The organism is Streptomyces sp. NPDC027672, assembly GCF_055566335.1.
On sequence record NZ_JBVHSO010000006.1, the window covers coordinates 114,190 to 139,788 of the forward strand.

A 25,599-nucleotide genomic window follows, 5' to 3' on the forward strand; every position below is an offset into this window, starting at 1 on the left:
GGCCAAGCCCGTAACCCGATACAGGACCGGTACCGCAACGTGCGGCGATGCGCAGGAGGTGTGAGGGTCGTCACTTCCAGGGGCTGGGGAGCGGTCACTTCTTGGAGTCGATGACCGCCTCCATGACGTTCTTCGCGATCGGCGCGGCCAGGCCGCCACCGGAGATGTCGTCGCGGTTGGCGCTCTCGTCCTCGACCACCACGGCCACGGCGACCGGCGAGCTGCCGTCGGGCAGCTTGGCGTAGGAGATGAACCAGGCGTACGGGTTCTCGCTGTTCTCCACACCGTGCTGGGCGGTACCGGTCTTGCCGCCGACCGTGACGCCGTCGATCTTCGCGTTCGTGCCGGTGCCCTTCTCGACCACCGTCTGCATCATGTCCTGGAGGACCTGCGCGTTCTTCGGCGACAGCGGCCGGCTCAGCTCCTCCGGCTCGGTCTTGGTGACCGGGTCCAGGTTCGAGGACTGCAGCGAGTCGACCATGTACGGCTTCATCAGCTTGCCGTCGTTGGCGACCGCCGAGGCGACCATGGCCATCTGGAGCGGCGTGGCGGCGGTGTTGTACTGGCCGATGGAGGACAGCGCGGTCTGCGACTGGTTCATGTCGTCGGAGAACACCGAGGCGCTGGAGCGGACCGGGGTGAACTGCTCGGCGTCGAAGCCGAACTTCTTCGCCTCCGCGAGCATCTTGTCGTTGCCGAGGTCCGCGCCGATCTTGCCGAAGACGGTGTTGCAGGACCAGCGCAGCGCCTCACGCATGGTCGCGTTCTCGCACGGGATGTTGCCCTCGTTCTTCAGCTGGGTGGTGGTGCCCGGCATGGTCCACGGCAGCGGCGACTGGGTCTTCTCGTCGGCCGAGGTGTACTTGCCGTTCTCCAGCGCCGCCGCGGCCGTGACCACCTTGAAGGTGGAGCCCGGCGGATAGGTCTCGCGCAGCGCCCGGTTCAGCATCGGGTCGCTGGGGTTGTACTTCTTCTGGAGCTTCTTCCAGGCCGCCGCGTCGTCGTCGCTGTTTCCCGCGAACGACGAGGGGTCGTACGACGGGTAGGAGGCCAGCGCCAGGATCTTGCCGGTGGAGGGGTCCAGGGCGACGACCGCGCCCTTGCCGCCCTGCTTCTTCAGACCGTCGTACGCCGCCTTCTGGGCCGCACCGTTGAGCGTGGTGACGACGTTGCCGCCCTGCTGCTCCTTGCCGGTGACCATGTCCAGCGTCTTGCGGAAGAACAGCCGGTCGTCGTCGCCGGTGAGGATGCCGTCCTCGATGGACTCGAGCTGGGTGGCGCCGAAGGCCTGCGAGGCGTAGCCGGTGACCGGCGCCCACATGGGCCCGTTCTTGTACGTCCGCTTGTACTTCAGGTCGTTCAGACCGGTCTTGCTGCTCTCCGCGGACCCGGTGATCGGATCGCCGTCCACGACGATGTCACCGCGCGGGGTGGCGTACCGGGCGATGGTGACGCGGCGGTTCTTCGGGTCGTCCTTGAGGCCGTCCGCCTTGACGTACTGGAGCCAGTTGTCCCGGATCAGCAGGGTCAGCATGAGGAGGCCGCAGAAGAGCGCGATCCGGCGCAGGGGCTTGTTCATGACGGGCGGACCACCTGGGTCATCTCGGCGTCGGGGTTGGCGGCGGGAGCGGGCGCCGGGCGGCGGGCGGTGTCGCTGATGCGGATCAGGATGGCGATCAGCGCCCAGTTGGCCAGCACGGAGGAACCGCCGGAGGCCAGGAACGGCATGGTCATACCGGTCAGCGGGATGAGGCCCATGACACCGCCGGCCACCACGAAGACCTGGAGCGCGAAGGCACCGGACAGGCCGACGGCGAGCAGCTTGCCGAACGGGTCGCGGGCGGCGAGGGCGGTGCGCACGCCGCGCTCCACGATCAGGCCGTAGACCAGCAGGATCGCCATGACGCCGGCCAGGCCCAGCTCCTCGCCGAAGGTGGCGAGGACGAAGTCGGAGTTGGCGGCGAACTTGATCAGGTCCGAGTGGCCCTGGCCCCAGCCGGAGCCGAGGGTGCCGCCGGAGCCGAACGCCCACAGGGACTGCTGCAACTGGTCGGAGTGCAGGATGCCGTCGTGGGTGATCTGGCGGCTCAGCTCGTACTCGCGCATCGGGTCGAGCCAGGCGCGCACCCGGGTCTGGATGTGCGGCTCGAAGCTGGCCACGCCGACGGCGCCGGCCGCGGACATCAGCAGACCGAAGACGATCCAGCTGGTCCGCTCGGTGGCGACGTACAGCATGATGACGAACATTCCGAAGAACAGCAGCGAGGTGCCGAGGTCCGTCTCGAAGACCAGGATGAGGATCGAGATCGCCCAGACGACCAGGATCGGACCGAGGTCGCGCCCGCGCGGCAGGTACAGGCCCATGAAGCGGCGGCTGGCCAGGGCCAGGGCGTCCCGCTTCACCATCAGGTAGCCGGCGAAGAACACCGCGAGGACGATCTTCGCGAACTCGCCGGGCTGGAGGGAGCCCAGGCCGGGGATGCGGATCCAGATCTTCGCGCCGTAGATGTTGGCGCCGAGACCGGGCACCAGCGGCAGGATGAGCAGCACCAGGGCGCCGAACATCGAGATGTAGGTGTAGCGCTGGAGGACACGGTGGTCCTTCAGGAAGATCAGCACGACGGCGAACACGGCGATGGCCAGCGCGGTGTACAGCAGCTGTCGCGGTGCGGACGGCGAGAAGCCCGGCAGCGACTGCAACAGCTTGGACTGGTCCAGCCGCCAGATCACGACCAGCCCCAGCCCGTTGAGCAGGGTGGCCAGCGGCAGCAGCAGCGGGTCGGCGTACGGCGCGAACCTGCGCACGGCGAGATGGGCGACGCCGGCCAGCAGACCGAGTCCCAGGCCGTAGCTCAGCAGGCCGGACGGGACCTCGTCGCTGATGGCCAGGCCCACGTTGGCGTAGGCGAACACCGGGATGGCCACGGCGAAGACGAGCAGGGCCAGCTCGGTGTTGCGACGGCTCGGCGCGCCGATGGCGCCGATCGTGGACGTGTGATGCGTCGGCGAATTCGTAGTACTGCTCATCGTGTGACGGGGCCTCTCACGGCTTGCCTACTGCTTACCGCACAGCGAGACGACCTTCTGCTCATCCTCCGAGAGAGTGGGGCCGGGGCTGGGGGTCGCGGACGGGGTCGTGGACGGAGGCTTCGAAGGGGACGCCGGGGACGTCTTCGAGGCCGACGGGTTCGGGGCCGGGGTGGCCTTCGTGACGAGGGAGGCCGTGACGGCGGAGGTCAGCGAGGTGCCGGTGCCGGTGAACGCGGTGTGCGTGGCCGTGCCCGCGACGCCCGTCCCGGTGGCGGTACCGGCACCGGTGGTGCCGCCTGTGCCGGTGGTGCCGCCCGTGCTGCCGGTTCCGGTGGTGCCGCCCGGCTTGGGCTTGCCGGCGCCGGCGTTCGCGCGCGCGGCCTCCTCGGCGGCCTCGCGGTCGGCCTGCTTGCGGCAGGCGGAGGCCTGCACGGACAGCTCCTGGACCTTCGTCCGGGCCGACTCCAGACCGCCTTCCGCGATCGTGGCCTTCACCTGCTTCTGCTGGTACGGCGGCAGGTACTTGAGTTCGATCTCGGGGTGGTCCTGCTCCACCTTCGACAGCGACACCCAGGCCAGGTCCTGGCTGATCCCGCGGTACAGCGCGACGTGCTCGCCCTTGGTGCCGACGTAGTACTGCGTCTGCGTCCAGCGGTAGCCGCCGTACAGGCCGCCGCCGACGACGGCGAGGGCGAGGACGCCGTAGAGCGAGGTCTTCAGCCATCTGCGCCGGCCGCGGGGCTTGCCGAAGTCGCCGTCGTAGTCGCCGAAGCCGCCCTCCGGGGCGTAGCCGGCCTCTCCGGAGCCGGGCGGGCCGAACTCGCCGCCGCCGTGCCCCTGGCCCTGGCGGCCCAGGTGGGAGGCGCGGCCGGCCGGCGTCTGCATGATGCCGTTGTCGTTCAGGTGGTGCTGGTTCTCGGCGACCGCGCCGACCACGACCGGCTGGTCGGACAGCTGGCCGGCGAGCGTGTCGCCCTGGTCCAGGTCCAGCACGTCGGCGACGATCACGGTGATGTTGTCGGGGCCGCCGCCGCGCAGCGCGAGCTGGATCAGCTCCTGCACGGTCTCCTGCGGGCCCTGGTAGCTGGCGAGGGTCTCCTCCATCGTCTGGTGGGAGACCACGCCGGACAGGCCGTCGGAACAGATCAGATAGCGGTCGCCGGCGCGGACCTCGCGGATCGACAGGTCGGGCTCGACGTGCTCGCCGCTGCCGAGGGCGCGCATCAGCAGGGAGCGCTGCGGGTGGGTGGTGGCCTCTTCCTCGGTGATCCGGCCCTCGTCGACCAGCCGCTGCACCCAGGTGTGGTCCTGGGTGATCTGGGTGAGGACGCCGTCCCGCAGCAGATAGGCGCGCGAGTCGCCGACGTGCACGAGACCGAGCCGCTGGCCGGTCCACAGCAGGGCGGTGAGGGTGGTGCCCATGCCCTCCAGCTGCGGGTCCTCCTGGACCATGGCGCGCAACTGGTCGTTGGCGCGCTGCACGGCGACACCGAGGGAGGTGAGGATGTCGGAGCCGGGCACGTCGTCGTCGAGCGCCACGATGGTGGAGATCACCTCGGAGGAGGCGACCTCGCCGGCCGCCTGGCCGCCCATGCCGTCGGCGATCGCCAGCAGGCGCGGGCCGGCGTAGCCCGAGTCCTCGTTGTGCCCGCGGATCATGCCCTCGTGCGATCCGGCGGCAAAGCGCAGTGACAGACTCATGCGCACCTCGCCCGTCGGCTCCGAATGCAGCCGGTCGTGTCGAGCCACACTGCCCACCCTCCGGTCGGGAGCGCGCCGGAGACCGGGTGGCGGCCTGCCGCTGCGTGCTCGCTCCGCTCGCGCTTACTCATGATGTAGCACTACTTCCGCAGCTCGATTGCGGTCTTGCCGATGCGGATCGGCGCGCCCAGCGGGATCGGTGTGGGGGTCGTCAGCCGGGACCGGTCCAGGTACGTGCCGTTGGTGGATCCGAGGTCCTCGATGATCCACTGGCCGTCGCGGTCCGGGTAGATCCTGGCATGACGGCTGGAGGCGTAGTCGTCGTCCAGCACGATCGTGGAGTCGTGCGCCCGGCCCAGGGTGATGGTCTGGCCCTGGAGCGCGACGGTGGTGCCCGTCAGCGTGCCCTCGGTCACGACCAGCTTGCTGGGGGCGTTGCGGCCGCGCCGGCCGCCGCCGCCCTGCTGGCCGCGCTGCTGCGGCGGCGCGGCCTGCTGCCGGGCCGCCTGCCGGCCGGACGGCTGCGGCCGGGCCGCTTCCCTACGCGATCCGCGCTGGGTGACGCGCGTACCGAACAGGTCGCTCCGGATGACCTGCACGGCCACGATCACGAACAGCCACAGTACGGCCAGGAAACCCAGCCGCATGACCGTGAGGGTCAGCTCTGACATTGCCCCCGCTTCACCCTTCGGCTTGCCTATAGATAACGGTGGTGCTGCCCACGACGATCCGCGAGCCGTCGCGGAGCGTAGCGCGGGTGGTGTGCTGCCCGTCCACCACGATGCCGTTGGTGGAGCCGAGATCCTGGATCGTCGAGGGCGTTCCGGTCCGGATCTCGCAGTGCCGGCGGGAGACGCCGGGGTCGTCGATCCGCACGTCGGCGTCGGTGCTGCGGCCCAGCACCAGCGTCGGGCGGGAGATCTGGTGGCGGGTGCCGTTGATCTCGATCCAGTAGCGGGTGCGCGCGCCGCTCATCGGCGGCGCGGCGGGCCGCTGGGTGGCCGGCTGCGGATAGCCGTACCCGCCGGGGCGGGCGCCGGGCGGCGGCGCGGCCGGCATTGGCGGGGCACCCGCGGGAGCGGCCGGCGGATAGCCGTAACCGCTCGGGTCACCCGGTGCCGGACGGCCGCCGGCCGCCGGCGGCTGCGCTGCCGGCTGCTGGCTGCTGGAGGAGGCGAGGGTGCGCGAGCGCACCCGGTACAGGCCGGTGTCCAGGTCCTCGGCCTTCTCCAGGTGGACCTTGATCGGGCCCATGAAGGTGTAGCGCTGCTGCTTGGCGTAGTCGCGCACCATGCCGGCCAGCTCGTCGCCGAGCTGCCCGGAGTAGGGGCTGAGGCGCTCGTAGTCCGGCGCGCTCAGCTCCACGATGAAGTCGTTGGGCACGACGGTGCGGTCGCGGTTCCAGATGGTGGCGTTGTTGTCGCACTCCCGCTGGAGCGCACCGGCGATCTCCACGGGCTGGACCTCGGACTTGAAGACCTTGGCGAAGGTGCCGTTCACCAGACCTTCGAGACGCTGCTCGAACTTCTTCAGGACTCCCATGGGGCACCTCCTCCGTCCCTGCCGTCGTCTTGCCTGCTGTGTGCCGCTGCCTTGCCGGGTACTGCTGGTACTGCTCACTGATCGTATCTACGCGCCCGCCAATCAGCCGGTTCCCCCAGCGGCTCCCCTTCGAACTCCTGGCGCGCGTCCCGCTGCCATGGATCGTAGAGGCGGGAGAAGACCAGTGTCCCGCACCCGGCTGTGCGGCCGGCCCGCTCCTGGGGAGATGGCCGGGACCGGTACGAGGTTGATACGTGAACCGTGTCTCCTTGATACGCGGTCGGCCGGACGGAGCGCCGGGCGCGGGCGGGGGCGCGGCGGGGGAAAGACGGGTGCGGGCGGGGGCGCGGCGGGTGTGAGCGGGCGCTCGGCAAGCGAGGTGAATCCACCCCCTGCGACGTGCTAATGTTCTCGATGTCGGAAGGGGCCAGCCCGAAAGGGAAGGACCCGGAAGACACACCCAATGCGCGGGTGGCGGAATAGGCAGACGCGCTGGATTCAGGTTCCAGTGCCCGAAAGGGCGTGGGGGTTCAACTCCCCCCTCGCGCACAGTGAGACACGGGTCTCCGCAGTGACGAAAGTCACGGCGGGGGCCCGTTTCTCGTTTCTTTCCCTGGTATCCCCACGGGGCTTCCGCGGGCCGTGATGCAGCTCCACGGAATACCTCGGAATTCGTCGGGGTACGACGCGGGCGCGACTGCGCGTGGCCCGGGACGCCGACGGGATCGGCCCGGACCCCGTGACCTATCTCACGGCACCCCGCTGTACCGTCTCCCGCGAGTTGTTCGTGCCGACACCTGTTCGAAGGTGGGCGGTGAGCGCGGGGGAGGCGGTCACATGACCGGAACCGGTGGGGAAGCGGCGGCGGCAGGACAGACGGCGGTCCGGAGTGCGCGCCGACTGCCCCGGGTGCGCGGATTCGCGCCCTGGCCGCCGGAGGGCTCGGCGGGGCCGGACGGTTCTGCGGGCTCCGAGGGCTCCGAGGGCGCGGTGGGTTCTGCGGGCTCGGTGGGTTTGGAGGGTTCTGCGGGTTCGGTGGGCTCGGTGGCTTCGCCGAAGCGGGAGGGCAAGGCGCTGCGAGCCGTTGTGCCCCGCTCCGCCCACGGCGTGTTCGACCCGGACGCCGGCCGTCCCGACGCGGTCGGCGCGGTGCGGGAGTCCAGCGCCGGCCGCATACCCGAGCTGGTCCCGCTGCGCGTGGGCCGGATGGCGGCCGGCCCGTTCGCGTTCCTGCGCGGCTCGGCCGGACTCATGGCGTACGACCTCGCCCGCACCCCGGTCACCGGGATCGGCACCCAGATATGCGGCGACGCGCACGCGGCCAACTTCGGCCTGTACGGCGACGCCCGCGGCGGCCTCGTCATCGACCTCAACGACTTCGACGAGACCGTCCACGGGCCCTGGGAGTGGGACCTGAAGCGGCTCGCGGCCTCGCTGGTGCTGGCCGGCCGGGAGGCGGGCGCCGACGAGGACACCTGCCGCGCGGCGGCCCACGACGCGGCCGGCGCCTACCGCCGCACCATGCGGCTGCTCGCCCGGCTGCCCGTCTTCGACGCCTGGAACGCCATCGCCGACGAGGAACTCGTCTCCCACACCGACGCCCACGATCTGCTCGGCACGCTCCAGCGGGTGTCGGAGAAGGCCCGGGCCAACACCAGCGGCCGGTTCGCGGCCAGGTCGACCGAGACCCTCGCGGACGGCGGACGCCGGTTCGTCCCCGCGCCGCCGGTGCTGCGCGCCATCCCGGACGGCGAGGCCGCCGCGGTCGCCGCGTCCCTGGAGGAGTACCTCGGCACGCTCGGTGAGGACCGTCATCCGCTGCTCGCCCGGCACGCCGTGCACGACGTGGCCTTCCGCGTGGTCGGCACCGGCAGCGTCGGCACCCGCTCCTACGTCGTCCTGCTGCTCGACCACCGCGGCGAGCCCCTGGTCCTCCAGGTGAAGGAGGCGCGCCCGTCCGCGCTCCTCCCGCACCTGGCCACGGCCGGCTTCCCGGCCGGCCCGGTCGCGCACGAGGGCCGCCGGGTGGTCCTCGGCCAGCGGCGGATGCAGGTCGTCAGCGACATCCTGCTCGGCTGGACCACGGTCGACGGGCGCCCCTACCAGGTGCGCCAGTTCCGCAACCGCAAGGGCAGCGTCGACCCGGCCGCCCTCGCCGCCGACCAGCTCGACGACTACGGCCGGATGACCGGCGCCCTGCTGGCCCGCGCCCATTCCCACAGCGCCGACCCGCGGCTGATCGCCGGGTACTGCGGAAAGAACGAGGAGCTGGACGAGGCGGTCGCCGCGTTCGCCGTCGCCTACGCCGACCGCACCGAGGCCGACCACACCGACCTCCTCACGGGCATCCGCACGGGCCGGATCGCGGCGGAGACGGGCGTGTGAGGGCGCGGGAGGGCGTGTGAGGGCGCGCGCGGCTGTACGCCACGGCTGTGCGCGGCTCCCGGCGGGGCCGGGGAGCGGGTGGTCCGGCCGCGGCGGGAAGCGGTCCGGGCCGCCCCGGCGTGGCACCGTCCGGTCCCGCCCCGGGTACAGCGCTACGCTGAGCGGGTGACCACCCCCGAAGCCGGCCAGTCCCAGGCGCCGCGTCCCGAGGAACGGCTGGAACGGGCCGTCCGGGCCGCCGAACAGGCGCTCATCGAGTACGAGATCGCCGTGGAGACCTTCCGCGTCGAGGTCGAGAACTTCTCCCGCCTGCACGAACAGCGGCTCGGCCCGCTCTACCTGCGGATCGAGGAGCTGGACGCGGAGATCGCCGAGGCGCGGGCCGCCCGCACCGGCGACCCCGAGGACGCCCGCCGCGCCGCCGAGGCCCGCGCCCGGGTGCTGCCGCTGCCGGGCGTGGAGGAGCTGCTGCACGGCTGGATGGACGGTGACGGCCTGTTCCCGGAGGCCACCGCCATGCTCACGGACCAGCCGGTGCGGCCGCCGCAGCGGGTGCGGCCCAGCGAGGAGGCCCGCAAGCTCTACCGGGACCTCGCCCGCAAGGCCCACCCCGACCTGGCCCAGGAGGAAGAGGAGCGCAAGCGGCGCGAGGAGTTCCTCAGCCGGGTCAACACCGCCTACGCGCGCGGCGACGAGTCCCTGCTGCGGGAGCTGGCCGCGGAGTGGGCCGCGGGACCCGTACCGCCCGAGCGCCGCCCGAGCCCCGCCGAGGAGCTGTACGCCCGCCTCGAATGGCTCGCCCAGCGCAAGGAACTGATCGCGCTGGTCGCCCGCGAACTGGAGGAGGGCGCCATCGCCGGTCTGCTCCGGCTCTCCCCGGACGACCCCGACAGGCTGCTCGACGAGATCGCCGACCGGCTGCGCGCCGACATCGCCCAGCGGGAGGCCGAGCTGGCCGGTCTGCTGGGACAGGGCTGACCGGCCGGGGTTTCGGGTAGCGTCGGAGCCATGAACTTCGGAGCCGGTGTGCCCACGGTCCAGGTCACTGACCTCAAGGACGATGCCTTCCTGCTGGACGTCCGCGAGGACGACGAGTGGCGGGCGGGTCACGCCCGGGGAGCGCTGCACATTCCCCTCAGCGATTTCGTGGCCCGCTACGGCGAGCTGACCGAGGCCGCCCCGCAGGACGGCCGCGTCCACGTCATCTGCCGCTCGGGCGGCCGCTCGGCCCAGGTCACCATGTACCTGGTCCAGCAGGGCATCGACGCGGTGAACGTCGACGGCGGCATGCAGTACTGGCAGCAGACCGGCCGCCCGGTCGTCACCGACGAGGACCAGCCCGGCTTCGTCCTCTAAACACCCGGGTCAGGCACCCGGTCGACTCGGACACACGGCTCGGACAGCCGGTCAGGCGCTCGGGTCAGGCATCCAGGTCGGGCGCCCGGGTCCAGCACCCGGGCGGGGCCGGCCGCGCCAGGTGGTCGTGGTCCCCGGTGTCCCGGAGGAGGGGCCGGTGCGTCAGCGGTCGAAGTCCAGCTCCACCTGTTCCGTCAGCGGATGCGACTGGCAGGCCAGCACATATCCGGCCTCCGTCTCCTCCGTCTCCAGCGCGAAGTTACGGTCCATGCGCACCTCGCCGCCGACCAGGAAGGCCCGGCACGTCCCGCACACCCCGCCCTTGCAGGCGTAGGGCGCGTCGGGCCGGTTGCGCAGCACCGTCTCCAGCAGCGACTCGCCCTCCCGCACCGGCCAGGTGCCGCCGCGGCCGTCGAGGCGCGCGGTGACGGTGCTGTGCGCGGGAGCCGCCGCCGTGACCGCCGGGGCCGATCCCGCGTCCACATGGAAGATCTCCTGATGGATCCGGTCCCGTGCCACGCCCAGACCGCGCAGTGCCCGCTCGGCGCCCTCCACCAGCCCGTACGGCCCGCACAGGAACCAGCCCGCCACCCGCTCCACCGGCAGCAGCGCGGGCAGCAGCCCGGCCAGCCACTCCCGGTCGAGCCGGCCCGAGGGCAGTCCCGCCTGCTGCTCCTCCCGGGAGAGCACGGTCACCAGCTGGAACCGCTGCGGATAGCGGTCCTTCAGATCGGCGACCTCCTCCAGGAACATCGTCGAGGCAGCCGTACGGTCGCTGCGTATCAGGCAGAACCGGGCCGCCGGCTCGCGGGCCAGCAGGGTGGTGACGATGGACAGCACCGGGGTGATGCCGCTGCCGCCGACCACCGCCGCGTACAGCCCCGGCGCCGGCTCCAGCGTGAACCGGCCCGCCGGGGTCATCACCTCCAGCTCGTCCCCGATGCCGATCTCCTTCAGCGCGTACGCCGAGAAGGCTCCGCCCTCCACCAGGCGCACCCCCACCCGCAGCGTGGCCGGGCCCTCGCCGGCCGGGTCGGGCGCGGGCGAGCAGATGGAGTAGGTGCGCCGGATCTCCGTGCCGTCGATCCGGCGGCGCAGCGCGAGGTGCTGGCCGGGCGCGTGCCGGTACTCCGCGCGCAGCCCGGGCGGGACGGTGAGGGTGAGGGCGACGGAGTCGTCCGTGAGCCGGTCGACCGCGGCCACCGGGAGCGGGTGGAAGCGCGCCATCACAACTCCTTGAAGTGGTCGAACGGTTCACGGCAGGCCAGGCACCGGCGCAGCGCCTTGCAGGCGGTGGAGGAGAACCGGCTCAGCAGTTCGGTGTCGGACGAACCGCAGTGCGGACAGCTGATCGGGTCCCACCCGGGGTCCGTGCCGCCGCCCGTGCCGTCCTCCGTGCCGGTGGCATGGGTGCGGGTGGGGCCCAGGGCCAGCGGCACCGGACCGCCGGCGCGGTGCACCCGGGGCGGGGCGATGCCGAACTCCCGGAGCTTCTCGCGGCCTTCGGGCGTGATGTCGTCGGTCGACCAGGCCGGTGCGAGCACCGTGCGGACGGTGACCTCGCGCATGCCGTGGGCGCGCAGCACCCGCTCTATGTCGGCACTCATCGCCTCGATGGCGGGGCATCCGGTGTAGGTCGGGGTCAGCTCGACCTCCGCCGCGTCCGTGCCGTGGACGCGGACCGCGCGGAGCACGCCCAGCTCCCGCAGGCTGAGCACGGGCAGCTCCGGATCGGGCACCGCGCCGGCCAGCTCCAGCAGCTCCGCCTCCAGGGCGGTGGCGGTCACCATGACGCCCCCGGATGGCTGCGGTGCAGGTGCTGCATCTCGGCGAGCATCCGGCCGAACGACTCGGTGTGCACGCCCTGGCGGCCGGCCCCGGCGGACCAGGCACCGGTGCGCGGGCCCTCCGGGAGGGCGAGGGTGGCACGGGTGAGGACGTCCCCGACGGCCTCCAGCCAGCGCCGCTCCAGGCCCGCCCAGTCGACGCCCAGGTCCTCCACCGGCTGGAACATCTCTCCGGTGAACCGCCACAGCGCGGCGCACGCCCGGCTCATCCGCTCATGGCTGGTCTGCGTGCCGTCGCCGAGCCGCAGCGTCCACTGCTCGGCGTGGTCGCGGTGGTAGGCGACCTCCTTGACCGCCTTCGCGGCCAGCGGCGCGAAGGGGCCGTCCCCGTCGGCCAGTTCGCCGTACAGCAGGTGCTGGTACACGGAGAAGTACAGCTGGCGGGCGATGGTGTGCGCGAAGTCGCCGTTCGGCTGCTCGACCAGTTGGAGGTTGCGGAAGGCGCGTTCCTCGCGCAGGTAGGCCAGTTCGTCCTCGTCGCCGGCCAGCGACAGCAGCGTCCGGGCCTGGCCGAGCAGGTCCAGGGCGATGTTGGCGAGGGCGACCTCCTCCTCCAGGACGGGCGCGTGCCCGGCCCACTCCCCGAGGCGGTGGGAGAGCACCAGGGCGTCGTCGCCGAGGGCGAGCGCGGCGGTCACCGGGACGGTGGCGGGGCCGGTGGCGGTCACAGGTGCTGCACCCCTTCCGGGATCTCGTAGAAGGTCGGGTGGCGGTAGGGCTTGTCGGCGGCCGGCTCGAAGAAGGGATCCTTCTCGTCCGGCGAGGAAGCGGTGATCGCGGCGGCCGGCACCACCCACAGGGAGACGCCCTCGCCGCGCCGGGTGTACAGGTCGCGGGCGTTGCGCAGGGCCAGCTCGGCGTCGGGCGCGTGCAGGCTGCCGGCGTGGGTGTGGGACAGGCCGCGCCGGGAGCGCACGAAGACCTCCCACAGGGGCCAGTCGGTGGTGCTCATGCGCGCGTCCCTCCCGTCTCACCGGTGCCGCCGGTGTGCTTGGCCGCGTAGGCCGCGGCCGCTTCCCTTACCCACGCGCCCTCGTCGTGGGCCCGCCTGCGCTGGGTGATCCGCTGTTCGTTGCACGGGCCGTTGCCCTTGAGGACCTCCCAGAACTCCGTCCAGTCGATCGGACCGAAGTCGTAGTGCCCCCGCTCCTCGTTCCACCGCAGCCGCGGGTCGGGGAGGGTGAGGCCCAGGGACTCGGCCTGCGGGACGCAGATGTCCACGAAGCGCTGGCGCAGCTCGTCGTTGGAGTGGCGCTTGATCTTCCACTCCATCGACTGCGCCGAGTGCTGGGACTCGTCGTCGGGCGGGCCGAACATCATCAGCGACGGCCACCACCAGCGGTCCACCGCGTCCTGCGCCATGGCGTGCTGCTCCGGGGTGCCCTTGCTGAGGGCCAGCAGCAGTTCGTACCCCTGGCGCTGGTGGAAGGACTCCTCTTTGCAGATCCGGACCATTGCGCGGGCGTACGGGCCGTAGGAGCAGCGGCACAGCGGGACCTGGTTGGTGATGGCGGCGCCGTCCACCAGCCAGCCGATCGCGCCGACGTCGGCCCAGGTCAGCGTCGGGTAGTTGAAGATCGAGGAGTACTTCTGGCGGCCGGTGTGCAGTTTGTCGAGCAGCTCGTCGCGGCCGGTGCCGAGGGTCTCGGCCGCGCTGTACAGATACAGACCGTGGCCGGCCTCGTCCTGCACCTTGGCCATCAGGATGGCCTTGCGGCGCAGGGAGGGCGCGCGGGTGATCCAGTTGGCCTCCGGCTGCATGCCGATGATCTCGGAGTGCGCGTGCTGGGCGATCTGCCGGACCAGGGTCGCGCGATAGGCGTCGGGCATCCAGTCGCGGGGTTCGATGCGGTCCTCGGCGGCCACGGCCGCGTCGAAGGCGTGCTGGTAGGCCGTCGTGTCGACGGTGTCCGGCGCGCCGGCCGCCGCTGTGCGGGCCGTGCGGTGCGCGGCTGCTGTGGCCATGCGGTCCCCCTGTCCTGTCCTCGGCTCTGCGGTGAACGCCGTCCGCCGGGCGGTACCACTCCACCCGACCGATCGTTCGGTCCGTGCGCATCCATGGTGTGCCGGGCCGCCACGGGGTGTCAACCGCTGTGGAAAACTCCCCGGGCCGCCTGTGGAAAACCTGCGGGAGGCGGCCGGTCCGCAACCCGGGGCTGCGCCCGGTGCCCCCGGCTGAGTACCGTTCCGTGCGGGCGTCCGCACGTGACGCTCGTGCAGCCTGCGGCGCCTGTGCCGAACCGCGCCGCGGGCTGCCCCGCCCGGCGCCTCATGCCGGGCGGACGACACCGGGCGGGAACGACCGGGCCGAACGAGCGCGAGCCGAGACGGGGGACGGGACACGATGGACGCGTACGACGAGGACGCGCGGGAACCACGGGCTCCCGGCGGGCCGTCCGGGTCGCGTCGCCCGGGCTGGGCCCCGGGCCAGTCCCCGGATCCGCTCCCGGCCCAGGGCCCGTCACCGGATCCGCTCCCGGCCCAGGGCCCGTCTCCCGCTGATCCGCTCCCGGCCCGGGACCAGTTCCCTGCTCCGTCCCCGGCTCAGACCCAGGGCCAGTCCTCCGCTCCGTTCCGGGTCCAGGCCCGGGACCGCCAGTCCCCTGATCCGTCCCACGCCCACGCTCAGGACCCGTCCCCGGAGTCCCCGGAGTCCTCTCCGGCGTCCGCCGCCGCGCCGTCGCCGCCTACCGGTGTCGCCGCGCTCTCCCTCGGCTACCAGGTCGGCGCCGCGCTGGTGGTCGCGGTGATCGCCGTCGCCACCGGCGTGCACCTGCTGATGGTGTTCCTCAGCCTCGCGCCCTCCAACACGGTGACCAAGCAGCACGGCAAGGCGGTGGAGCGCTGGGTGTACCCGGAGTTCGAGCAGAACTGGAAGCTGTTCGCCCCGAACCCCCTCCAGCAGAACATCGCCGTACAGGTGCGCGCCGTGGTGCGCGCGCGGGACGGCGGCCTGCGCACCACCGGGTGGACCGACCTGTCCGCCCAGGACGGCGCCGCCATCGACGGCAACCCGGTGCCCAGCCACACCCAGCAGAACGAGCTGCGCCGGGCCTGGGACTTCTTCGCCGCCACGCACGGCACCGACAACCGCGCAGTGGGCCTGCGCGGTTCCCTGTCCGAGCAGTACCTGCGGCGGATCGTCATGATGCGCCTGTACCGGGACGACCCGACCAGCCGGGAAGGCGTGATCCAGCGCGTGCAGATCCGTTCCAGCACCACCAATGTGCAGCCGCCGCCGTGGAGCCGGGAGCGGGTGCCGGACAAGCCGGTCTACCGCCTGCTGCCCTGGTGGTCCCCGTCCTCCGACGAGGCCGCGCGAGGTGTGCGGTGAACCGTCTCTCCCCGATGCTGTCGCACGCTCTGGCCCGGGTCACCGGAGCCGCCCTCGGGCCGTACCAGAGCGCCGTCGTCCGGATCGGCTTCGCCGGGACCTGGCTGCTGTTCCTGCTGCGCGAGTTCCCCCACCGCCGGGAGCTGTACGGTCCCTCCGGGCCGTGGGGCTGGAACCTCGCCAAGCAGCTGACCGCCGACAACCACGCCTTCACCGCGCTGCTGTGGTCCGACGGGCCGCTGTGGTTCGAGTGCTGTTACGCGCTGGCCATCCTGGCCGCCGCGGCCCTGGCGCTCGGCTGGCGCACCCGGACCGCCTCCCTGCTGTTCATGGTGGGCGTGCTCTCGCTGCAGAACCGCAGCGTCTTCGTCGGCGACGGCGGCGACAACGTCCTGCATCTGATGTCCCTCTACCTGGTGTTCACGCGCTGCGGACAGGTCTGGTCGCTCGACGCCCGCCGCGCGGCGCGCGCGGCGGCGGCGCGCGCGCATGGGGAGCGGGTGCCCGCCGACCGGGTGGGACCCGTGCTGTGGACGGTATCCGGACTGGCGCTCGGCACGGCGTCGCTGACCGGGCGGTTGTTCGACAACGGCTGGCTGGTCCCGGTGCTGCTGTGGACGGCCTGGGCCGCCCTCGGCCTGTCGTGGGCCGCGGCACGCCGGGCGGCCTGGCGGGAGCCCCGGATGCTGCTGGACGTCGTCGCCAACGTCCTGCACAACTGCGGTCTCGTGGTGATCATGGCCGAGGCGTGCCTGATCTACGCCACGGCCGGCTGGTACAAGGTCCAGGGCTCGCGCTGGCAGGACGGCACCGCCGTCTACTACCCGCTCCACCTGGACTACTTCTCGCCCTGGCCCGCGCTCGCCGACCTGATGTCCTCCAGCGGCACGATCATGATGATCGTCGCCTACGGGACGGTCATGATGCAGGTCGCCTTCCCCTTCACCCTGTTCAACCGGCGGGTCAAGAACGTCCTGCTGGTGCTGATGATGACCGAGCACGCGGTGATCGCGGTCGTCCTTGGGCTGCCGTTCTTCTCGCTGGCGATGATCGCCGCCGACGCGGTGTTCCTGCCGACGTCGTTCCTGCGCCGGCTCGGCGGTCTCGTGGCCCGTGTGCGCGACCGGCTCGTCGGGCGGGCCGGCGGTGCGGTACCGGCGCCGCGCGCGCCGGAGGAGAGTCCGGCCGGCCACGTAGGGTTCACCGCATGACCGATCCGCTGAGCCGCTGGCACGCGTGCGCGGAGGGCGCCGTCCTGCTCGACGGCTTCCACGCCCTCAAGCACGCGCTGCGCTTCGGTGCCGAGGTGCCGGTGGCGGTCACCACCGACCGGGAGGCGGCACTCGCCCTCGCCGGGGAACTGGCCGCCGACGTGCGCGACAGGCTGGACGCCCTGCTGACGGCAGTGTCCGCGCAGACGTACGCCTCCCTCGTCCCGCGGCCCCATCCGACCGGGGTGGCCGCCCTGGCGGTACGGCCGTCCCGCGAGGCCCGGGTGCGTGCGCTCGTCCGCACGCCCCGCACCGCGCCCGTCGTGCTCCTGGACAACCCGCGCAACCTGGGCAACGCCGGTGCCGTGATCCGGCTGGCCGCCGGCTTCGGGGTGACGGGAGTGGCCACCACGGGCACGCTCGACCCCTGGCACCCCACCGTGGTGCGCGGCGGCGCGGGGCTGCACTTCGCGACCGCCGTGGAGCGTCTGGACAGCGGCGAGCTGCCCGCCGGGCCGGTGTTCGCGCTGGACCCGGAGGGCGAGGACATCCGCGGCACCCGGCTGCCGGACGACGCCGTCCTGGCCTTCGGCTCGGAACGCACCGGCCTGTCACCGGAACTGCGCGCGCGGGCCGACCACCTCCTGCGCCTCCCGATGCGCCCCCAGGTCTCCAGCTACAACCTGGCCACCAGCGTGGCGATGACGCTGTACCACTGGAGCGCGACCGGGGGCGCACCCGATCCGGACGAGAGGCTGTAGGGCCTCTCGTTTGGATCCGGCCTGATCCAGGCGAAGGACCTAGCCCTCCCGCCGCACCTCCACCACCCGGAAGCGGCTGGCCACGAACGCGCCGTCGGTGAGGGCCGCGTTGGCCGCCGGGTTGCCGCCCGAGCCGTGGAAGTCGGAGAAGGCGGCCGTCTGGTTGACGTAGACCCCGCCGGTCAGGTTGAGGGAGAGCTGGGCCGCCTCCTCCAGGCAGACCTCCTCGACGGCCCGCTCGGTGGCGGCGTCCGTGGTGTACGCGCCGACCGTCATCGCGCCCTTCTCGCGGATCGTGCGGCGCAGCAGTTCCACCGCGTCCGGCACCGAGTCGACGGCGACCGCGAAGGAGACCGGGCCGAAGCACTCGCTCATGTACGCGGCCTCGGCGTCGGGCTTGGCGCCGTCCAGCTTGACGATGACCGGGGTGCGCACCACCGCGTCCGGGAACTCCGGGTTGGTCAGCTCGCGGGAGGCGAGGACGACCTCGCCGAGACCGGCCGCGGCCTCCAGCCGGGCCTTGACGTCCGGGTTGACGATGGCGCCCAGCAGCGCGTTCGCACGCGCGTCGTCACCGAGCAGGCCGTCGACCGCGCGGGCGAGGTCGGCGGTGACCTCGTCGAAGGTCTTGGGGCCCTGGTCGGTGGCGATGCCGTCGCGGGGGATGAGCAGGTTCTGCGGGGTGGTGCACATCTGGCCGCTGTACAGGGAGAGCGAGAACGCCAGGTTGGACAGCATGCCCTTGTAGTCGTCCGTGGAGTGCACGACCACGGTGTTCACGCCGGCCTTCTCCGTGTAGACCTGCGCCTGGCGGGCGTTGGTCTCCAGCCAGTCGCCGAAGGACGTCGATCCGGTGTAGTCGATGATCCTGATCTCGGGGCGGGTGGCGAGGGTCTTGGCGATGCCCTCACCGGGGTTCTCGGCGGCCAGGGCCACCAGGTTCGGGTCGAAACCGGCCCCGGCCAGCACCTCCCGGGCGACCTGGACGGTCAGCGCGAGCGGCAGCACCGCGCGCGGGTGCGGCTTGACCAGGACCGCGTTGCCGGTGGCCAGGGAGGCGAACAGGCCCGGGTAGCCGTTCCAGGTCGGGAAGGTGTTGCAGCCGATCACCAGGCCGATGCCGCGCGGCACCGCGGTGAACCGCTTGGTGAGGGCGAGCGGGTCGCGCTTGCCCTGCGGCTTGGACCACGATGCCGTGCCGGGCGTGCGGACCTGCTCCGCGTACGCGTACGCCACCGCTTCCAGGCCGCGGTCCTGGGCGTGCGGGCCGCCCGCCTGGAACGCCATCATGAACGCCTGTCCGCTGGTGTGCATGACCGCGTGCGCGAACTCGTGGGTCCGGTCGCTGATGCGCTTGAGGATCTCCAGGCAGACCACGGCGCGGACCTCCGGGCCCGCGTCCCGCCAGGCCGCCTGCCCGGCCCGCATGGCGGGCAGCAGCACGTCGGTGTCCGCGTGCGGGTACGTCACGCCCAGCTCGACGCCGTACGGCGAGACCTCGCCGCCCACCCAGCCGTCCGTGCCGGGCTGGCCGAGGTCGAGCCGGGTGCCCAGCAGGGCGTCGAAGGCGGCCTTGCCCGCCGCCGCGTCCAGGCTGCCGTGCTCGCCGTAGGCCTTGGGGTGCTCGGGGTGCGGCGACCAGTACGCGCGCGTGCGGATCGCTTCCAGGGCCTGGTCGAGCGTGGGCCGGTGCTTCTCGATCAGCTCGTGGGCGGTCAGTTCGGCGGCCATGCGGGACCAACTCCTCGTCTGGGAAGCTCTTCGTCGAGTCCGTGACCTGGGCAGGGGCTGCCAGTCAGAGCTAGAGTAACCGAACGATCGGTCGGGACAAGGGGGTCCGCCGCATCTGTGGAAAACGTCGTGCGGGAGGATCGCGCCCATGACAGCACTCGACCTCAGCAGCCCCGTGGCCGTCGTCGGAACCGGCACCATGGGCCAGGGAATCGCCCAGGTCGCGCTGGTCGCCGGCCATCCGGTGCGACTGTACGACGCCGTGCCCGGGCGGGCCCGGGAAGCGGCCGAAGCGATCGGCGCCCGGCTCGACCGGCTCGTGCAGAAGGGCCGGCTCGCCGGTGCCGAGCGCGACGCGGCCCGCGCCCGCCTCACGCCCGCGGACGACCTCGCCGAGCTGGCCGACTGCGCCCTGGTCGCGGAGGCGGTCCTGGAACGGCTGGACGTCAAGCAGCGGCTCTTCGGCGAACTGGAGGAGATCGTCGCCGAGGACTGCCTGCTGGCCACCAACACCTCCTCGCTGTCGGTGACGGCCATCGGCGGCGCCCTGCGCCACCCGGGCCGCCTCGTCGGCCTGCACTTCTTCAACCCGGCGCCGCTGCTGCCGCTGGTCGAGGTCGTCTCCGGCTTCGCCACCGACTTCACGTCGGCCACGCGCGCGTACGAGACGGCCCGTGCCTGGGGCAAGACCCCGGTGGCCTGCGCCGACACGCCGGGTTTCATCGTCAACCGGATCGCCCGGCCCTTCTACGCCGAGGCGTTCGCCGTCTACGAGGCGCAGGCCGCCGATCCCGCCACCATCGACGCCGTCCTGCGCGAGTCGGGCGGCTTCCGGATGGGCGCCTTCGAACTCACCGACCTGATCGGCCAGGACGTCAACGAGTCCGTCACCCACTCGGTGTGGCAGTCCTTCTTCCAGGATGTGCGCTTCACCCCTTCGCTGGCCCAGCGCCGGCTGGTGGAGTCCGGCCGGCTCGGCCGCAAGAGCGGACGCGGCTGGTACGACCACGCCGAGGGCGCCGAGCGGCCCGAGCCGCACACCGCCGACAAGGAGCAGCCGCCCGCCTACGTAGTCGCCGAGGGCGGCCTGGGCCCGGCCGCCGAGCTGCTGACGCTGATCCGCGAGGCGGGCATCGAGGTCCGCACCGAGGAGGAGGACCACGGCACCCGCCTGGTGCTGCCCAGCGGCGGCGACCTGGTCCTCGCCGACGGTCAGACCTCCTCGGAGTTCGGGGACGTCGTCTACTTCGACCTCGCCCTGGACTACCGCGCGGCCACCCGGATCGCCCTGTCCGCCTCCCAGGACACCGCACCGCGGACCCTGGCCGAGGCCATCGGGCTGTTCCAGGCGCTCGGCAAGCAGGTCAGCGTCATCGGCGACGTGCCCGGCATGATCGTCGCCCGCACCGTCGCCCGGATCATCGACCTCGCCCACGACGCCGTGGCCAAGGGCGTGGCCACCGAGGAGGACGTCGACACCGCGATGCGCCTGGGCGTCAACTACCCGCTCGGCCCCTTCGAGTGGGACCGCAGGCTCGGCCGCGACTTCGCCTTCGACATCCTGGACGAGATGCACGAGCGCGACCCCTCCGGACGCTACGCGCCCTCCCTCGCGCTCTACCGTCACGCCTATGCCAACGACCGGCGGGAGAGCACCTCATGACCACGGCCCGACGCGACACCTACACCCCCGAGACGCTGCTCTCCGTCGCCGTGCGGGTCTTCAACGAGCGCGGCTACGACGGCACCTCCATGGAGCACCTGTCCAAGGCGGCCGGCATCTCCAAGTCGTCGATCTACCACCACGTCAGCGGCAAGGAGGAGCTGCTGCGCCGGGCCGTCAGCCGCGCCCTGGACGGCCTGTTCGCCATCCTGGACGAGGAGCAGGCGCGCACGGGGCGGCCCGCCGGCCGGCTGGAGCACGTCGTACGCCGCATGGTCGAGGTGCTCATAACCGAGCTGCCCTACGTGACGCTGCTGCTGCGGGTGCGCGGCAACACCGAGACCGAGCGGTGGGCGCTGGAGCGGCGCCGCGACTTCGACCACCGGGTCGCCGGGCTGATGAAGGCGGCGGCGGACGACGGCGACGTGCGCGGTGACATGGACGCGCGGCTGGCCACCCGGCTGCTCTTCGGAATGATCAATTCCATCGTGGAGTGGTACCGGCCGGATGCGCGGGGCGCGACCGACCGGGAGGTGGCCGACGCCGTCGTACGGCTGGTCTTCTCGGGCCTGCGGCAGGGCTGACGGGGGATCCCTCGGGAGCGGCGGGGCCCGGTGACGGGGGTTCCGGGGGTTCCTTCGGGGTGGCGAGGGGCGGCGACGGGGGTTCCGCCGGGGCGGTGCCGGGGGCGGTCTCAGCCGTCCGGCTCCAGGTGTTCTTCCTCGAACACCAGCAGCGTGCGGGTGCTGAGCACCTCGGGAATCGCCTGGAGCCGCGTGAGCACCAGTTCGCGCAGGGCCCGGTTGTCCGGGGTGTGCACCAGCAGCAGGACGTCGAAGTCACCGCCCACCAGGGCGATGTGCGAGGCGCCGGGCAGCTCCCTGAGCTGCTCGCGGACCGTGCGCCAGGTGTTCTGGACGATCTTCAGGGTGATGTAGGCGGACGTGCTGTGCCCCGCCCGCTCGTGGTCCACGCGGGCGCTGAAACCCCGGATCACCCCGTCCTCGACGAGCCGGTCGATGCGCGCGTAGGCGTTGGCGCGCGAGACGTGGACGCGCTCGGCGACGGACCGTATCGAGGCCCGGCCGTCCGCCTGGAGGATCCTCAGGATGTCCTGGTCGACGGCGTCCAGCGGACGCGGCGGCAGCGCACCGGTCTGCGGCGGCCCCCCGGCCATTTGTTCATGCGCCATGTCCCCCCGCTTCACCGCCGTGGACGTCCTGCCTTCATTCCAGGCTGTGGAGAACCGTTTGTCCACAGCATGAAGGTGCCTGTAGCCAAAATGTGCCGTCGACCGAACAATCGGTAGGTGGGACGGGTCACAGCCGACACGTCTCCGTAGCCGCTCCCACGAGGAGGTGCCGTCATGACGGTTCTGGAGCAGCGGGGCGCGTACCGGCCTTCGCCGCCGCCCGCCTGGCAGCCCCGTACGGACCCCGCGCCGCTGCTGCCCGACGCCGAGCCCTACCGCGTCCTCGGCACCGGATCGGCCGCCGAGACCGACCCCGGCCTGCTCCGCCGGCTGTACGCCCAGCTGGTGCGCGGTCGCCGCTACAACGTTCAGGCGACCGCCCTGACCAAGCAGGGCAGGCTCGCCGTCTACCCGTCCAGCACCGGCCAGGAGGCCTGCGAGATCGGCGCGGCGCTGGCCCTGGAGGAGCGCGACTGGCTCTTCCCGAGCTACCGCGACACGCTCGCCGTCGTCGCCCGGGGCGTGGACCCGGTCGACGCGCTCACCCTGCTGCGCGGCGACTGGCACAGCGGCTACGACCCCTACGCGCACCGGGTGGCCCCGCTCAGCACCCCGCTCGCCACCCAGTTGCCGCACGCCGTCGGCCTCGCCCACGCCGCCCGCCTGAAGGGCGACGACGTGGTCGCGCTCGCCATGGTCGGCGACGGCGGCACCAGCGAGGGCGACTTCCACGAGGCGCTGAACTTCGCCGCCGTCTGGCAGGCACCGGTCGTCTTCCTGGTGCAGAACAACGGCTTCGCGATCTCCGTGCCGCTCGCCAAGCAGACCGCCGCGCCCTCCCTGGCCCACAAGGCCGTCGGGTACGGCATGCCGGGCCGGCTGGTCGACGGCAACGACGCGGTGGCCGTGCACGAGGTCGTCGGCGAGGCCGTGCGGCGCGCACGCACCGGGGGCGGCCCGACCCTGGTGGAGGCGGTGACGTACCGCGTCGACGCCCACACCAACGCCGACGACGCCACCCGCTACCGGGAGGACGCCGAGGTCACCGCCTGGCGCGCGCACGACCCGGTCGAGCTGCTGGAACGCGAACTGACCGGGCGGGGCCTGCTGGACGAGGCCGCTGCGGAGGCCGTCCGGCAGGACGCCGAGGCGATGGCCGCCGCGTTGCGGGAACGCATGAACCAGGACGCCGTGCTCGACCCCATGGACCTCTTCGACCACGTCTACGCCGAGCCCACGCCCCAGCTGCGCGAGCAGCGCGCCCTGCTGCGGGCCGAGCTGGAGGCCGAGCGGGAGCAGCACGGCGCGGCGCCCGGCGCCCCGGAAGGCGGCGCCCGATGACCACCGTCGCCGCCAAGCCCGCCACCCTGGCCCAGGCCCTCACGCGCGCGATGCGCGACGCCATGGCCGCCGACCCCGCCGTGCACGTCCTGGGCGAGGACGTCGGCACCCTCGGCGGTGTCTTCCGCGTCACCGACGGGCTCGCCAAGGAGTTCGGCGAGGACCGCTGCACCGACACCCCGCTCGCCGAGGCCGGCATCCTCGGTACCGCCGTGGGCATGGCCATGTACGGCCTGCGCCCGGTGGTGGAGATGCAGTTCGACGCCTTCGCCTACCCGGCGTTCGAGCAGCTCGTCAGCCATGTCTCCCGGATGCGCAACCGCACCCGCGGCCGGATGCCGCTGCCGATCACCGTCCGTGTCCCCTACGGCGGCGGCATCGGCGGTGTCGAGCACCACAGCGACTCCTCCGAGGTCTACTACACGGCGACCCCGGGCCTGCACGTCGTCACCCCGGCCACCGTCGCCGACGCCTACGGACTGCTGCGCCAGGCCATCGCCTCCGACGACCCGGTGGTCTTCCTGGAGCCCAAGCGGCTGTACTGGTCGAAGGACGCCTGGAACCCCGAGCAGCCGACGGACGTGGAGCCCATCGGGCGCGCGGTGGTCCGCCGCCCCGGCCGCAGTGCCACCCTCATCACCTACGGCCCCTCGCTGCCGGTCTGCCTGGAGGCCGCCGAGGCCGCCCGGGCCGAGGGCTGGGACCTGGAGGTCGTCGACCTGCGCTCCCTGGTGCCGTTCGACGACGAGACGGTCTGCGCGGCCGTCCGGCGCACCGGACGCGCGGTCGTCGTCCACGAGTCCACCGGGTTCGGCGGTCCGGGCGGCGAGATCGCGGCCCGGATCACCGAACGCTGCTTCCACCACCTGGAGGCACCGGTGCTGCGGGTGGCCGGCTTCGACATCCCCTATCCGCCGCCCATGCTGGAGCGGCACCACCTGCCCGGCGTCGACCGCATCCTCGACACCGTGGCCCGGTTGCAGTGGGAGGCCGAGGGCTGATGGCTCAGGTGCTGGAGTTCAAGCTGCCCGACCTCGGTGAGGGGCTCACCGAGGCGGAGATCGTCCGCTGGCTGGTCCAGGTCGGGGACGTGGTCGCCGTCGACCAGCCGGTGGTCGAGGTGGAGACGGCCAAGGCGATGGTCGAGGTGCCCTGTCCGTACGGCGGGGTGGTCACCGCCCGCTTCGGCGAGGAGGGCACCGAACTGCCCGTGGGCGCCCCGCTGCTGACGGTCGCCGTGGGCGGACCCGAGGAACGGCCGGAAGGCTCGGGCAACGTCCTGGTGGGCTACGGCACCCAGGCCCCGGCGGCCCGCCGGCGCCGGGTCCGGACGGGCCCGGCGGCCGTCGACGGGCAGACCCGGCGGCCCGGCACCGCCGAAGCCGCTCCCCGCGCGCGGGTGGCCGCACCGACACCGCCGTCCGCCTCCGTCGGCGGAGGGCCCGGGCCCGCGGAAGCCGCGCCGCACGCACACGTGGCCGCACCGGCCCCCGCGTCCTCCGGCGGACGGCCCGGGACTACCGGAGCCGCACCGCGGCCGGCGTCCGCCGCCGGGCCGGTGCCCGTGATCTCCCCGCTCGTGCGCAAGCTGGCCCGTGACAACGGCGTCGACCTGCGGCGGCTGACCGGATCCGGCCCGGACGGGCTCATCCTGCGCACGGACGTCGAGAACGCGCTGCGGGCCGGGACCGCACCCGTGGACGCGGCGGCCGGGGAACAGGCCGTGCGGACGCCCGCGGCGGCGCCCCGCACCGAGGGCGCGGTCCGGATCCCGCTGAAGGGCGTCCGGGGCGCCGTCGCCGACAAGCTGTCCCGCAGCCGCCGGGAGATCCCCGACGCGACCTGCTGGGTCGACGCCGACGCCACGGAACTCCTGCGCGCCAGGACCGCGATGAACGCCTCCGGCGGCCCGAAGATCTCCCTTCTCGCGCTGCTCGCCCGCGTCTGCACGGCCGCGCTGGCCCGGTTCCCCGAGCTGAATTCCTTCGTCGACACCGAGGCCCGCGAGGTGGTCCGGCTCGACCACGTCCACCTGGGGTTCGCCGCGCAGACCGACCGGGGGCTGGTCGTGCCGGTCGTCCGGGACGCCCACGCGCGCGGCGCCGAGTCCCTGACCGCCGAGTTCGCCCGGCTCACCGAGGCCGCCCGCACGGGCACGCTGACGCCCGGGGAACTCACCGGCGGCACCTTCACGCTGAACAACTACGGGGTCTTCGGCGTCGACGGCTCCACCCCGATCGTGAACCACCCCGAGGCGGCCATGCTCGGCGTCGGACGCATCGTGCCCAAGCCGTGGGTGCACGAGGGCGAACTGGCCGTCCGGCAGGTCGTGCAGCTCTCGCTCACCTTCGACCACCGGGTGTGCGACGGCGGCACGGCGGGCGGCTTCCTGCGGTACGTGGCCGACTGCGTGGAACAGCCGGCGGTGCTGCTGCGCACCCTGTGAGGTACGGGAGCTGAGCATCCTGTGACAAACGCCGGGTCCGCAAGCGGGAGCGGACGGGA

At 72.7% G+C, this 25,599-nt stretch carries 23 protein-coding genes and 1 tRNA gene; 12 read left to right on the forward strand and 12 right to left on the reverse strand.

Annotated features, from left to right (window positions below; translation table 11 throughout):
* Positions 1-94: 94 nt before the first annotated feature.
* The 5 genes from ACZ4SV_RS16350 to ACZ4SV_RS16370 form a co-directional block, all read right to left on the reverse strand.
* The gene (locus ACZ4SV_RS16350; RefSeq protein ID WP_365872850.1) at positions 95-1,579 is read right to left on the reverse strand and encodes a peptidoglycan D,D-transpeptidase FtsI family protein; all 1,485 of its coding nucleotides are present in this window, start codon (positions 1,577-1,579) and stop codon (positions 95-97) included.
* A complete protein-coding gene (locus tag ACZ4SV_RS16355) occupies positions 1,576-3,027 on the reverse strand; it encodes an FtsW/RodA/SpoVE family cell cycle protein (RefSeq protein ID WP_397945949.1) in 1,452 nt (483 codons plus the stop codon). The genes ACZ4SV_RS16350 and ACZ4SV_RS16355 overlap by 4 nt, the downstream gene beginning before the upstream one ends.
* A gap of 27 nt (positions 3,028-3,054) precedes the next feature.
* Positions 3,055-4,731, reverse strand: a complete 1,677-nt coding sequence (locus tag ACZ4SV_RS16360) for a Stp1/IreP family PP2C-type Ser/Thr phosphatase (protein WP_468004939.1) — start codon at positions 4,729-4,731, stop codon at positions 3,055-3,057.
* 140 nt (positions 4,732-4,871) lie between these two features.
* Positions 4,872-5,402 (reverse strand): FHA domain-containing protein FhaB/FipA, encoded by a 531-nt coding sequence (locus ACZ4SV_RS16365; RefSeq protein WP_365872856.1) that lies wholly within the window; start codon positions 5,400-5,402, stop codon positions 4,872-4,874.
* Positions 5,403-5,412: 10 nt separating this feature from the next.
* Positions 5,413-6,273, reverse strand: coding sequence for an FhaA domain-containing protein (locus tag ACZ4SV_RS16370; protein ID WP_468004941.1), 861 nt, complete (start codon positions 6,271-6,273; stop codon positions 5,413-5,415).
* 465 nt (positions 6,274-6,738) lie between these two features.
* Between ACZ4SV_RS16370 and ACZ4SV_RS16375 the strand changes: the two genes are divergently transcribed.
* The 4 genes from ACZ4SV_RS16375 to ACZ4SV_RS16390 all read left to right on the forward strand — a co-directional run bounded on the left by ACZ4SV_RS16375 (position 6,739) and on the right by ACZ4SV_RS16390 (position 10,014).
* A tRNA-Leu gene (locus ACZ4SV_RS16375) sits at positions 6,739-6,822 on the forward strand.
* A 288-nt stretch (positions 6,823-7,110) separates the two neighbouring features.
* Positions 7,111-8,658, forward strand: a complete 1,548-nt coding sequence (locus tag ACZ4SV_RS16380) for a DUF2252 domain-containing protein (protein WP_468004943.1) — start codon at positions 7,111-7,113, stop codon at positions 8,656-8,658.
* 165 nt (positions 8,659-8,823) lie between these two features.
* Positions 8,824-9,636, forward strand: a complete 813-nt coding sequence (locus ACZ4SV_RS16385; RefSeq protein ID WP_365872862.1) for a hypothetical protein — start codon at positions 8,824-8,826, stop codon at positions 9,634-9,636.
* Positions 9,637-9,684: 48 nt separating this feature from the next.
* On the forward strand, positions 9,685-10,014 hold the full coding sequence (locus ACZ4SV_RS16390; RefSeq protein WP_365872880.1) for a rhodanese-like domain-containing protein: 330 nt from the start codon (positions 9,685-9,687) through the stop codon (positions 10,012-10,014).
* Positions 10,015-10,176: 162 nt separating this feature from the next.
* On the opposite strand, the gene ACZ4SV_RS16395 is transcribed toward ACZ4SV_RS16390, so the two are convergent.
* Genes ACZ4SV_RS16395 through paaA form a run of 5 tightly spaced genes read right to left on the reverse strand, consistent with a single transcriptional unit; the run spans position 10,177 to position 13,826 of the window.
* Positions 10,177-11,241: a 2Fe-2S iron-sulfur cluster-binding protein gene (locus tag ACZ4SV_RS16395; protein WP_468004946.1), complete on the reverse strand. Its 1,065-nt coding sequence runs from the start codon at positions 11,239-11,241 to the stop codon at positions 10,177-10,179.
* Complete coding sequence (gene paaD, locus ACZ4SV_RS16400; protein ID WP_397968134.1) at positions 11,241-11,804, reverse strand: 1,2-phenylacetyl-CoA epoxidase subunit PaaD; 564 nt, start codon at positions 11,802-11,804, stop codon at positions 11,241-11,243. Before paaD ends, ACZ4SV_RS16395 begins: the two co-directional genes overlap by 1 nt.
* The gene (paaC, locus tag ACZ4SV_RS16405; protein ID WP_468004947.1) at positions 11,798-12,529 is read right to left on the reverse strand and encodes a 1,2-phenylacetyl-CoA epoxidase subunit PaaC; all 732 of its coding nucleotides are present in this window, start codon (positions 12,527-12,529) and stop codon (positions 11,798-11,800) included. The genes paaD and paaC overlap by 7 nt, the downstream gene beginning before the upstream one ends.
* Complete coding sequence (gene paaB, locus ACZ4SV_RS16410) at positions 12,526-12,813, reverse strand: 1,2-phenylacetyl-CoA epoxidase subunit PaaB (protein WP_365872870.1); 288 nt, start codon at positions 12,811-12,813, stop codon at positions 12,526-12,528. Before paaB ends, paaC begins: the two co-directional genes overlap by 4 nt.
* Positions 12,810-13,826: a 1,2-phenylacetyl-CoA epoxidase subunit PaaA gene (gene paaA, locus ACZ4SV_RS16415; protein WP_468004949.1), complete on the reverse strand. Its 1,017-nt coding sequence runs from the start codon at positions 13,824-13,826 to the stop codon at positions 12,810-12,812. Before paaA ends, paaB begins: the two co-directional genes overlap by 4 nt.
* A 379-nt stretch (positions 13,827-14,205) precedes the next feature.
* Between paaA and ACZ4SV_RS16420 the strand changes: the two genes are divergently transcribed.
* The 3 genes from ACZ4SV_RS16420 to ACZ4SV_RS16430 are packed head-to-tail and all read left to right on the forward strand — an operon-like array spanning position 14,206 to position 17,167.
* Positions 14,206-15,195, forward strand: coding sequence for a DUF5819 family protein (locus ACZ4SV_RS16420; RefSeq protein ID WP_468004951.1), 990 nt, complete (start codon positions 14,206-14,208; stop codon positions 15,193-15,195).
* Positions 15,192-16,406, forward strand: a complete 1,215-nt coding sequence (locus ACZ4SV_RS16425) for an HTTM domain-containing protein (protein WP_468004953.1) — start codon at positions 15,192-15,194, stop codon at positions 16,404-16,406. The genes ACZ4SV_RS16420 and ACZ4SV_RS16425 overlap by 4 nt, the downstream gene beginning before the upstream one ends.
* Positions 16,403-17,167 carry a TrmH family RNA methyltransferase gene (locus ACZ4SV_RS16430; RefSeq protein WP_365884069.1) on the forward strand — a complete coding sequence of 255 codons (765 nt, stop codon included), beginning with the start codon at positions 16,403-16,405 and terminating at the stop codon, positions 17,165-17,167. The genes ACZ4SV_RS16425 and ACZ4SV_RS16430 overlap by 4 nt, the downstream gene beginning before the upstream one ends.
* A 39-nt stretch (positions 17,168-17,206) precedes the next feature.
* Here ACZ4SV_RS16430 and paaN read toward each other — a convergent pair whose 3' ends face one another.
* Positions 17,207-18,898 (reverse strand): phenylacetic acid degradation protein PaaN, encoded by a 1,692-nt coding sequence (paaN, locus tag ACZ4SV_RS16435; RefSeq protein WP_468004955.1) that lies wholly within the window; start codon positions 18,896-18,898, stop codon positions 17,207-17,209.
* Positions 18,899-19,046: 148 nt separating this feature from the next.
* Here paaN and ACZ4SV_RS16440 point away from each other — a divergent pair, with 148 nt between their 5' ends.
* On the forward strand, positions 19,047-20,561 hold the full coding sequence (locus ACZ4SV_RS16440) for a 3-hydroxyacyl-CoA dehydrogenase (RefSeq protein WP_468004957.1): 1,515 nt from the start codon (positions 19,047-19,049) through the stop codon (positions 20,559-20,561).
* The gene (locus tag ACZ4SV_RS16445) at positions 20,558-21,145 is read left to right on the forward strand and encodes a TetR/AcrR family transcriptional regulator (protein WP_365883410.1); all 588 of its coding nucleotides are present in this window, start codon (positions 20,558-20,560) and stop codon (positions 21,143-21,145) included. The genes ACZ4SV_RS16440 and ACZ4SV_RS16445 overlap by 4 nt, the downstream gene beginning before the upstream one ends.
* 110 nt (positions 21,146-21,255) lie before the next feature.
* On the opposite strand, the gene ACZ4SV_RS16450 is transcribed toward ACZ4SV_RS16445, so the two are convergent.
* The gene (locus tag ACZ4SV_RS16450) at positions 21,256-21,753 is read right to left on the reverse strand and encodes an Lrp/AsnC family transcriptional regulator (RefSeq protein ID WP_468004960.1); all 498 of its coding nucleotides are present in this window, start codon (positions 21,751-21,753) and stop codon (positions 21,256-21,258) included.
* A 174-nt stretch (positions 21,754-21,927) separates the two neighbouring features.
* On the opposite strand from ACZ4SV_RS16450, the gene pdhA reads away from it, so the two are divergent.
* The 3 genes from pdhA to ACZ4SV_RS16465 are packed head-to-tail and all read left to right on the forward strand — an operon-like array spanning position 21,928 to position 25,540.
* Positions 21,928-23,094, forward strand: coding sequence for a pyruvate dehydrogenase (acetyl-transferring) E1 component subunit alpha (gene pdhA / locus ACZ4SV_RS16455; RefSeq protein WP_365883412.1), 1,167 nt, complete (start codon positions 21,928-21,930; stop codon positions 23,092-23,094).
* Positions 23,091-24,095 (forward strand): alpha-ketoacid dehydrogenase subunit beta, encoded by a 1,005-nt coding sequence (locus ACZ4SV_RS16460; RefSeq protein WP_365883413.1) that lies wholly within the window; start codon positions 23,091-23,093, stop codon positions 24,093-24,095. The genes pdhA and ACZ4SV_RS16460 overlap by 4 nt, the downstream gene beginning before the upstream one ends.
* Positions 24,095-25,540: a dihydrolipoamide acetyltransferase family protein gene (locus tag ACZ4SV_RS16465; RefSeq protein ID WP_468004963.1), complete on the forward strand. Its 1,446-nt coding sequence runs from the start codon at positions 24,095-24,097 to the stop codon at positions 25,538-25,540. The genes ACZ4SV_RS16460 and ACZ4SV_RS16465 overlap by 1 nt, the downstream gene beginning before the upstream one ends.
* Positions 25,541-25,599: the final 59 nt, after the last annotated feature.

Bases quoted from the DNA above. Each gene is read 5' to 3' on its own strand.
- ACZ4SV_RS16360 (WP_468004939.1), bottom strand. From the start codon at position 4,731: ATGAGTCTGTCACTGCGCTTTGCCGCCGGATCGCACGAGGGCATGATC.
- ACZ4SV_RS16380 (WP_468004943.1), top strand. From the start codon at position 7,111: ATGACCGGAACCGGTGGGGAAGCGGCGGCGGCAGGACAGACGGCGGTC.
- pdhA (WP_365883412.1), top strand. From the start codon at position 21,928: ATGACGGTTCTGGAGCAGCGGGGCGCGTACCGGCCTTCGCCGCCGCCC.
- ACZ4SV_RS16430 (WP_365884069.1), top strand. From the start codon at position 16,403: ATGACCGATCCGCTGAGCCGCTGGCACGCGTGCGCGGAGGGCGCCGTC.
- ACZ4SV_RS16445 (WP_365883410.1), top strand. From the start codon at position 20,558: ATGACCACGGCCCGACGCGACACCTACACCCCCGAGACGCTGCTCTCC.
- ACZ4SV_RS16365 (WP_365872856.1), bottom strand. From the start codon at position 5,402: ATGTCAGAGCTGACCCTCACGGTCATGCGGCTGGGTTTCCTGGCCGTA.
- ACZ4SV_RS16465 (WP_468004963.1), top strand. From the start codon at position 24,095: ATGGCTCAGGTGCTGGAGTTCAAGCTGCCCGACCTCGGTGAGGGGCTC.
- ACZ4SV_RS16450 (WP_468004960.1), bottom strand. From the start codon at position 21,753: ATGGCGCATGAACAAATGGCCGGGGGGCCGCCGCAGACCGGTGCGCTG.
- ACZ4SV_RS16420 (WP_468004951.1), top strand. From the start codon at position 14,206: ATGGACGCGTACGACGAGGACGCGCGGGAACCACGGGCTCCCGGCGGG.
- paaA (WP_468004949.1), bottom strand. From the start codon at position 13,826: ATGGCCACAGCAGCCGCGCACCGCACGGCCCGCACAGCGGCGGCCGGC.
- ACZ4SV_RS16460 (WP_365883413.1), top strand. From the start codon at position 23,091: ATGACCACCGTCGCCGCCAAGCCCGCCACCCTGGCCCAGGCCCTCACG.
- ACZ4SV_RS16440 (WP_468004957.1), top strand. From the start codon at position 19,047: ATGACAGCACTCGACCTCAGCAGCCCCGTGGCCGTCGTCGGAACCGGC.
- paaN (WP_468004955.1), bottom strand. From the start codon at position 18,898: ATGGCCGCCGAACTGACCGCCCACGAGCTGATCGAGAAGCACCGGCCC.
- ACZ4SV_RS16370 (WP_468004941.1), bottom strand. From the start codon at position 6,273: ATGGGAGTCCTGAAGAAGTTCGAGCAGCGTCTCGAAGGTCTGGTGAAC.
- ACZ4SV_RS16350 (WP_365872850.1), bottom strand. From the start codon at position 1,579: ATGAACAAGCCCCTGCGCCGGATCGCGCTCTTCTGCGGCCTCCTCATG.
- ACZ4SV_RS16355 (WP_397945949.1), bottom strand. From the start codon at position 3,027: ATGAGCAGTACTACGAATTCGCCGACGCATCACACGTCCACGATCGGC.
- ACZ4SV_RS16395 (WP_468004946.1), bottom strand. From the start codon at position 11,241: ATGGCGCGCTTCCACCCGCTCCCGGTGGCCGCGGTCGACCGGCTCACG.
- paaB (WP_365872870.1), bottom strand. From the start codon at position 12,813: ATGAGCACCACCGACTGGCCCCTGTGGGAGGTCTTCGTGCGCTCCCGG.
- paaD (WP_397968134.1), bottom strand. From the start codon at position 11,804: ATGGTGACCGCCACCGCCCTGGAGGCGGAGCTGCTGGAGCTGGCCGGC.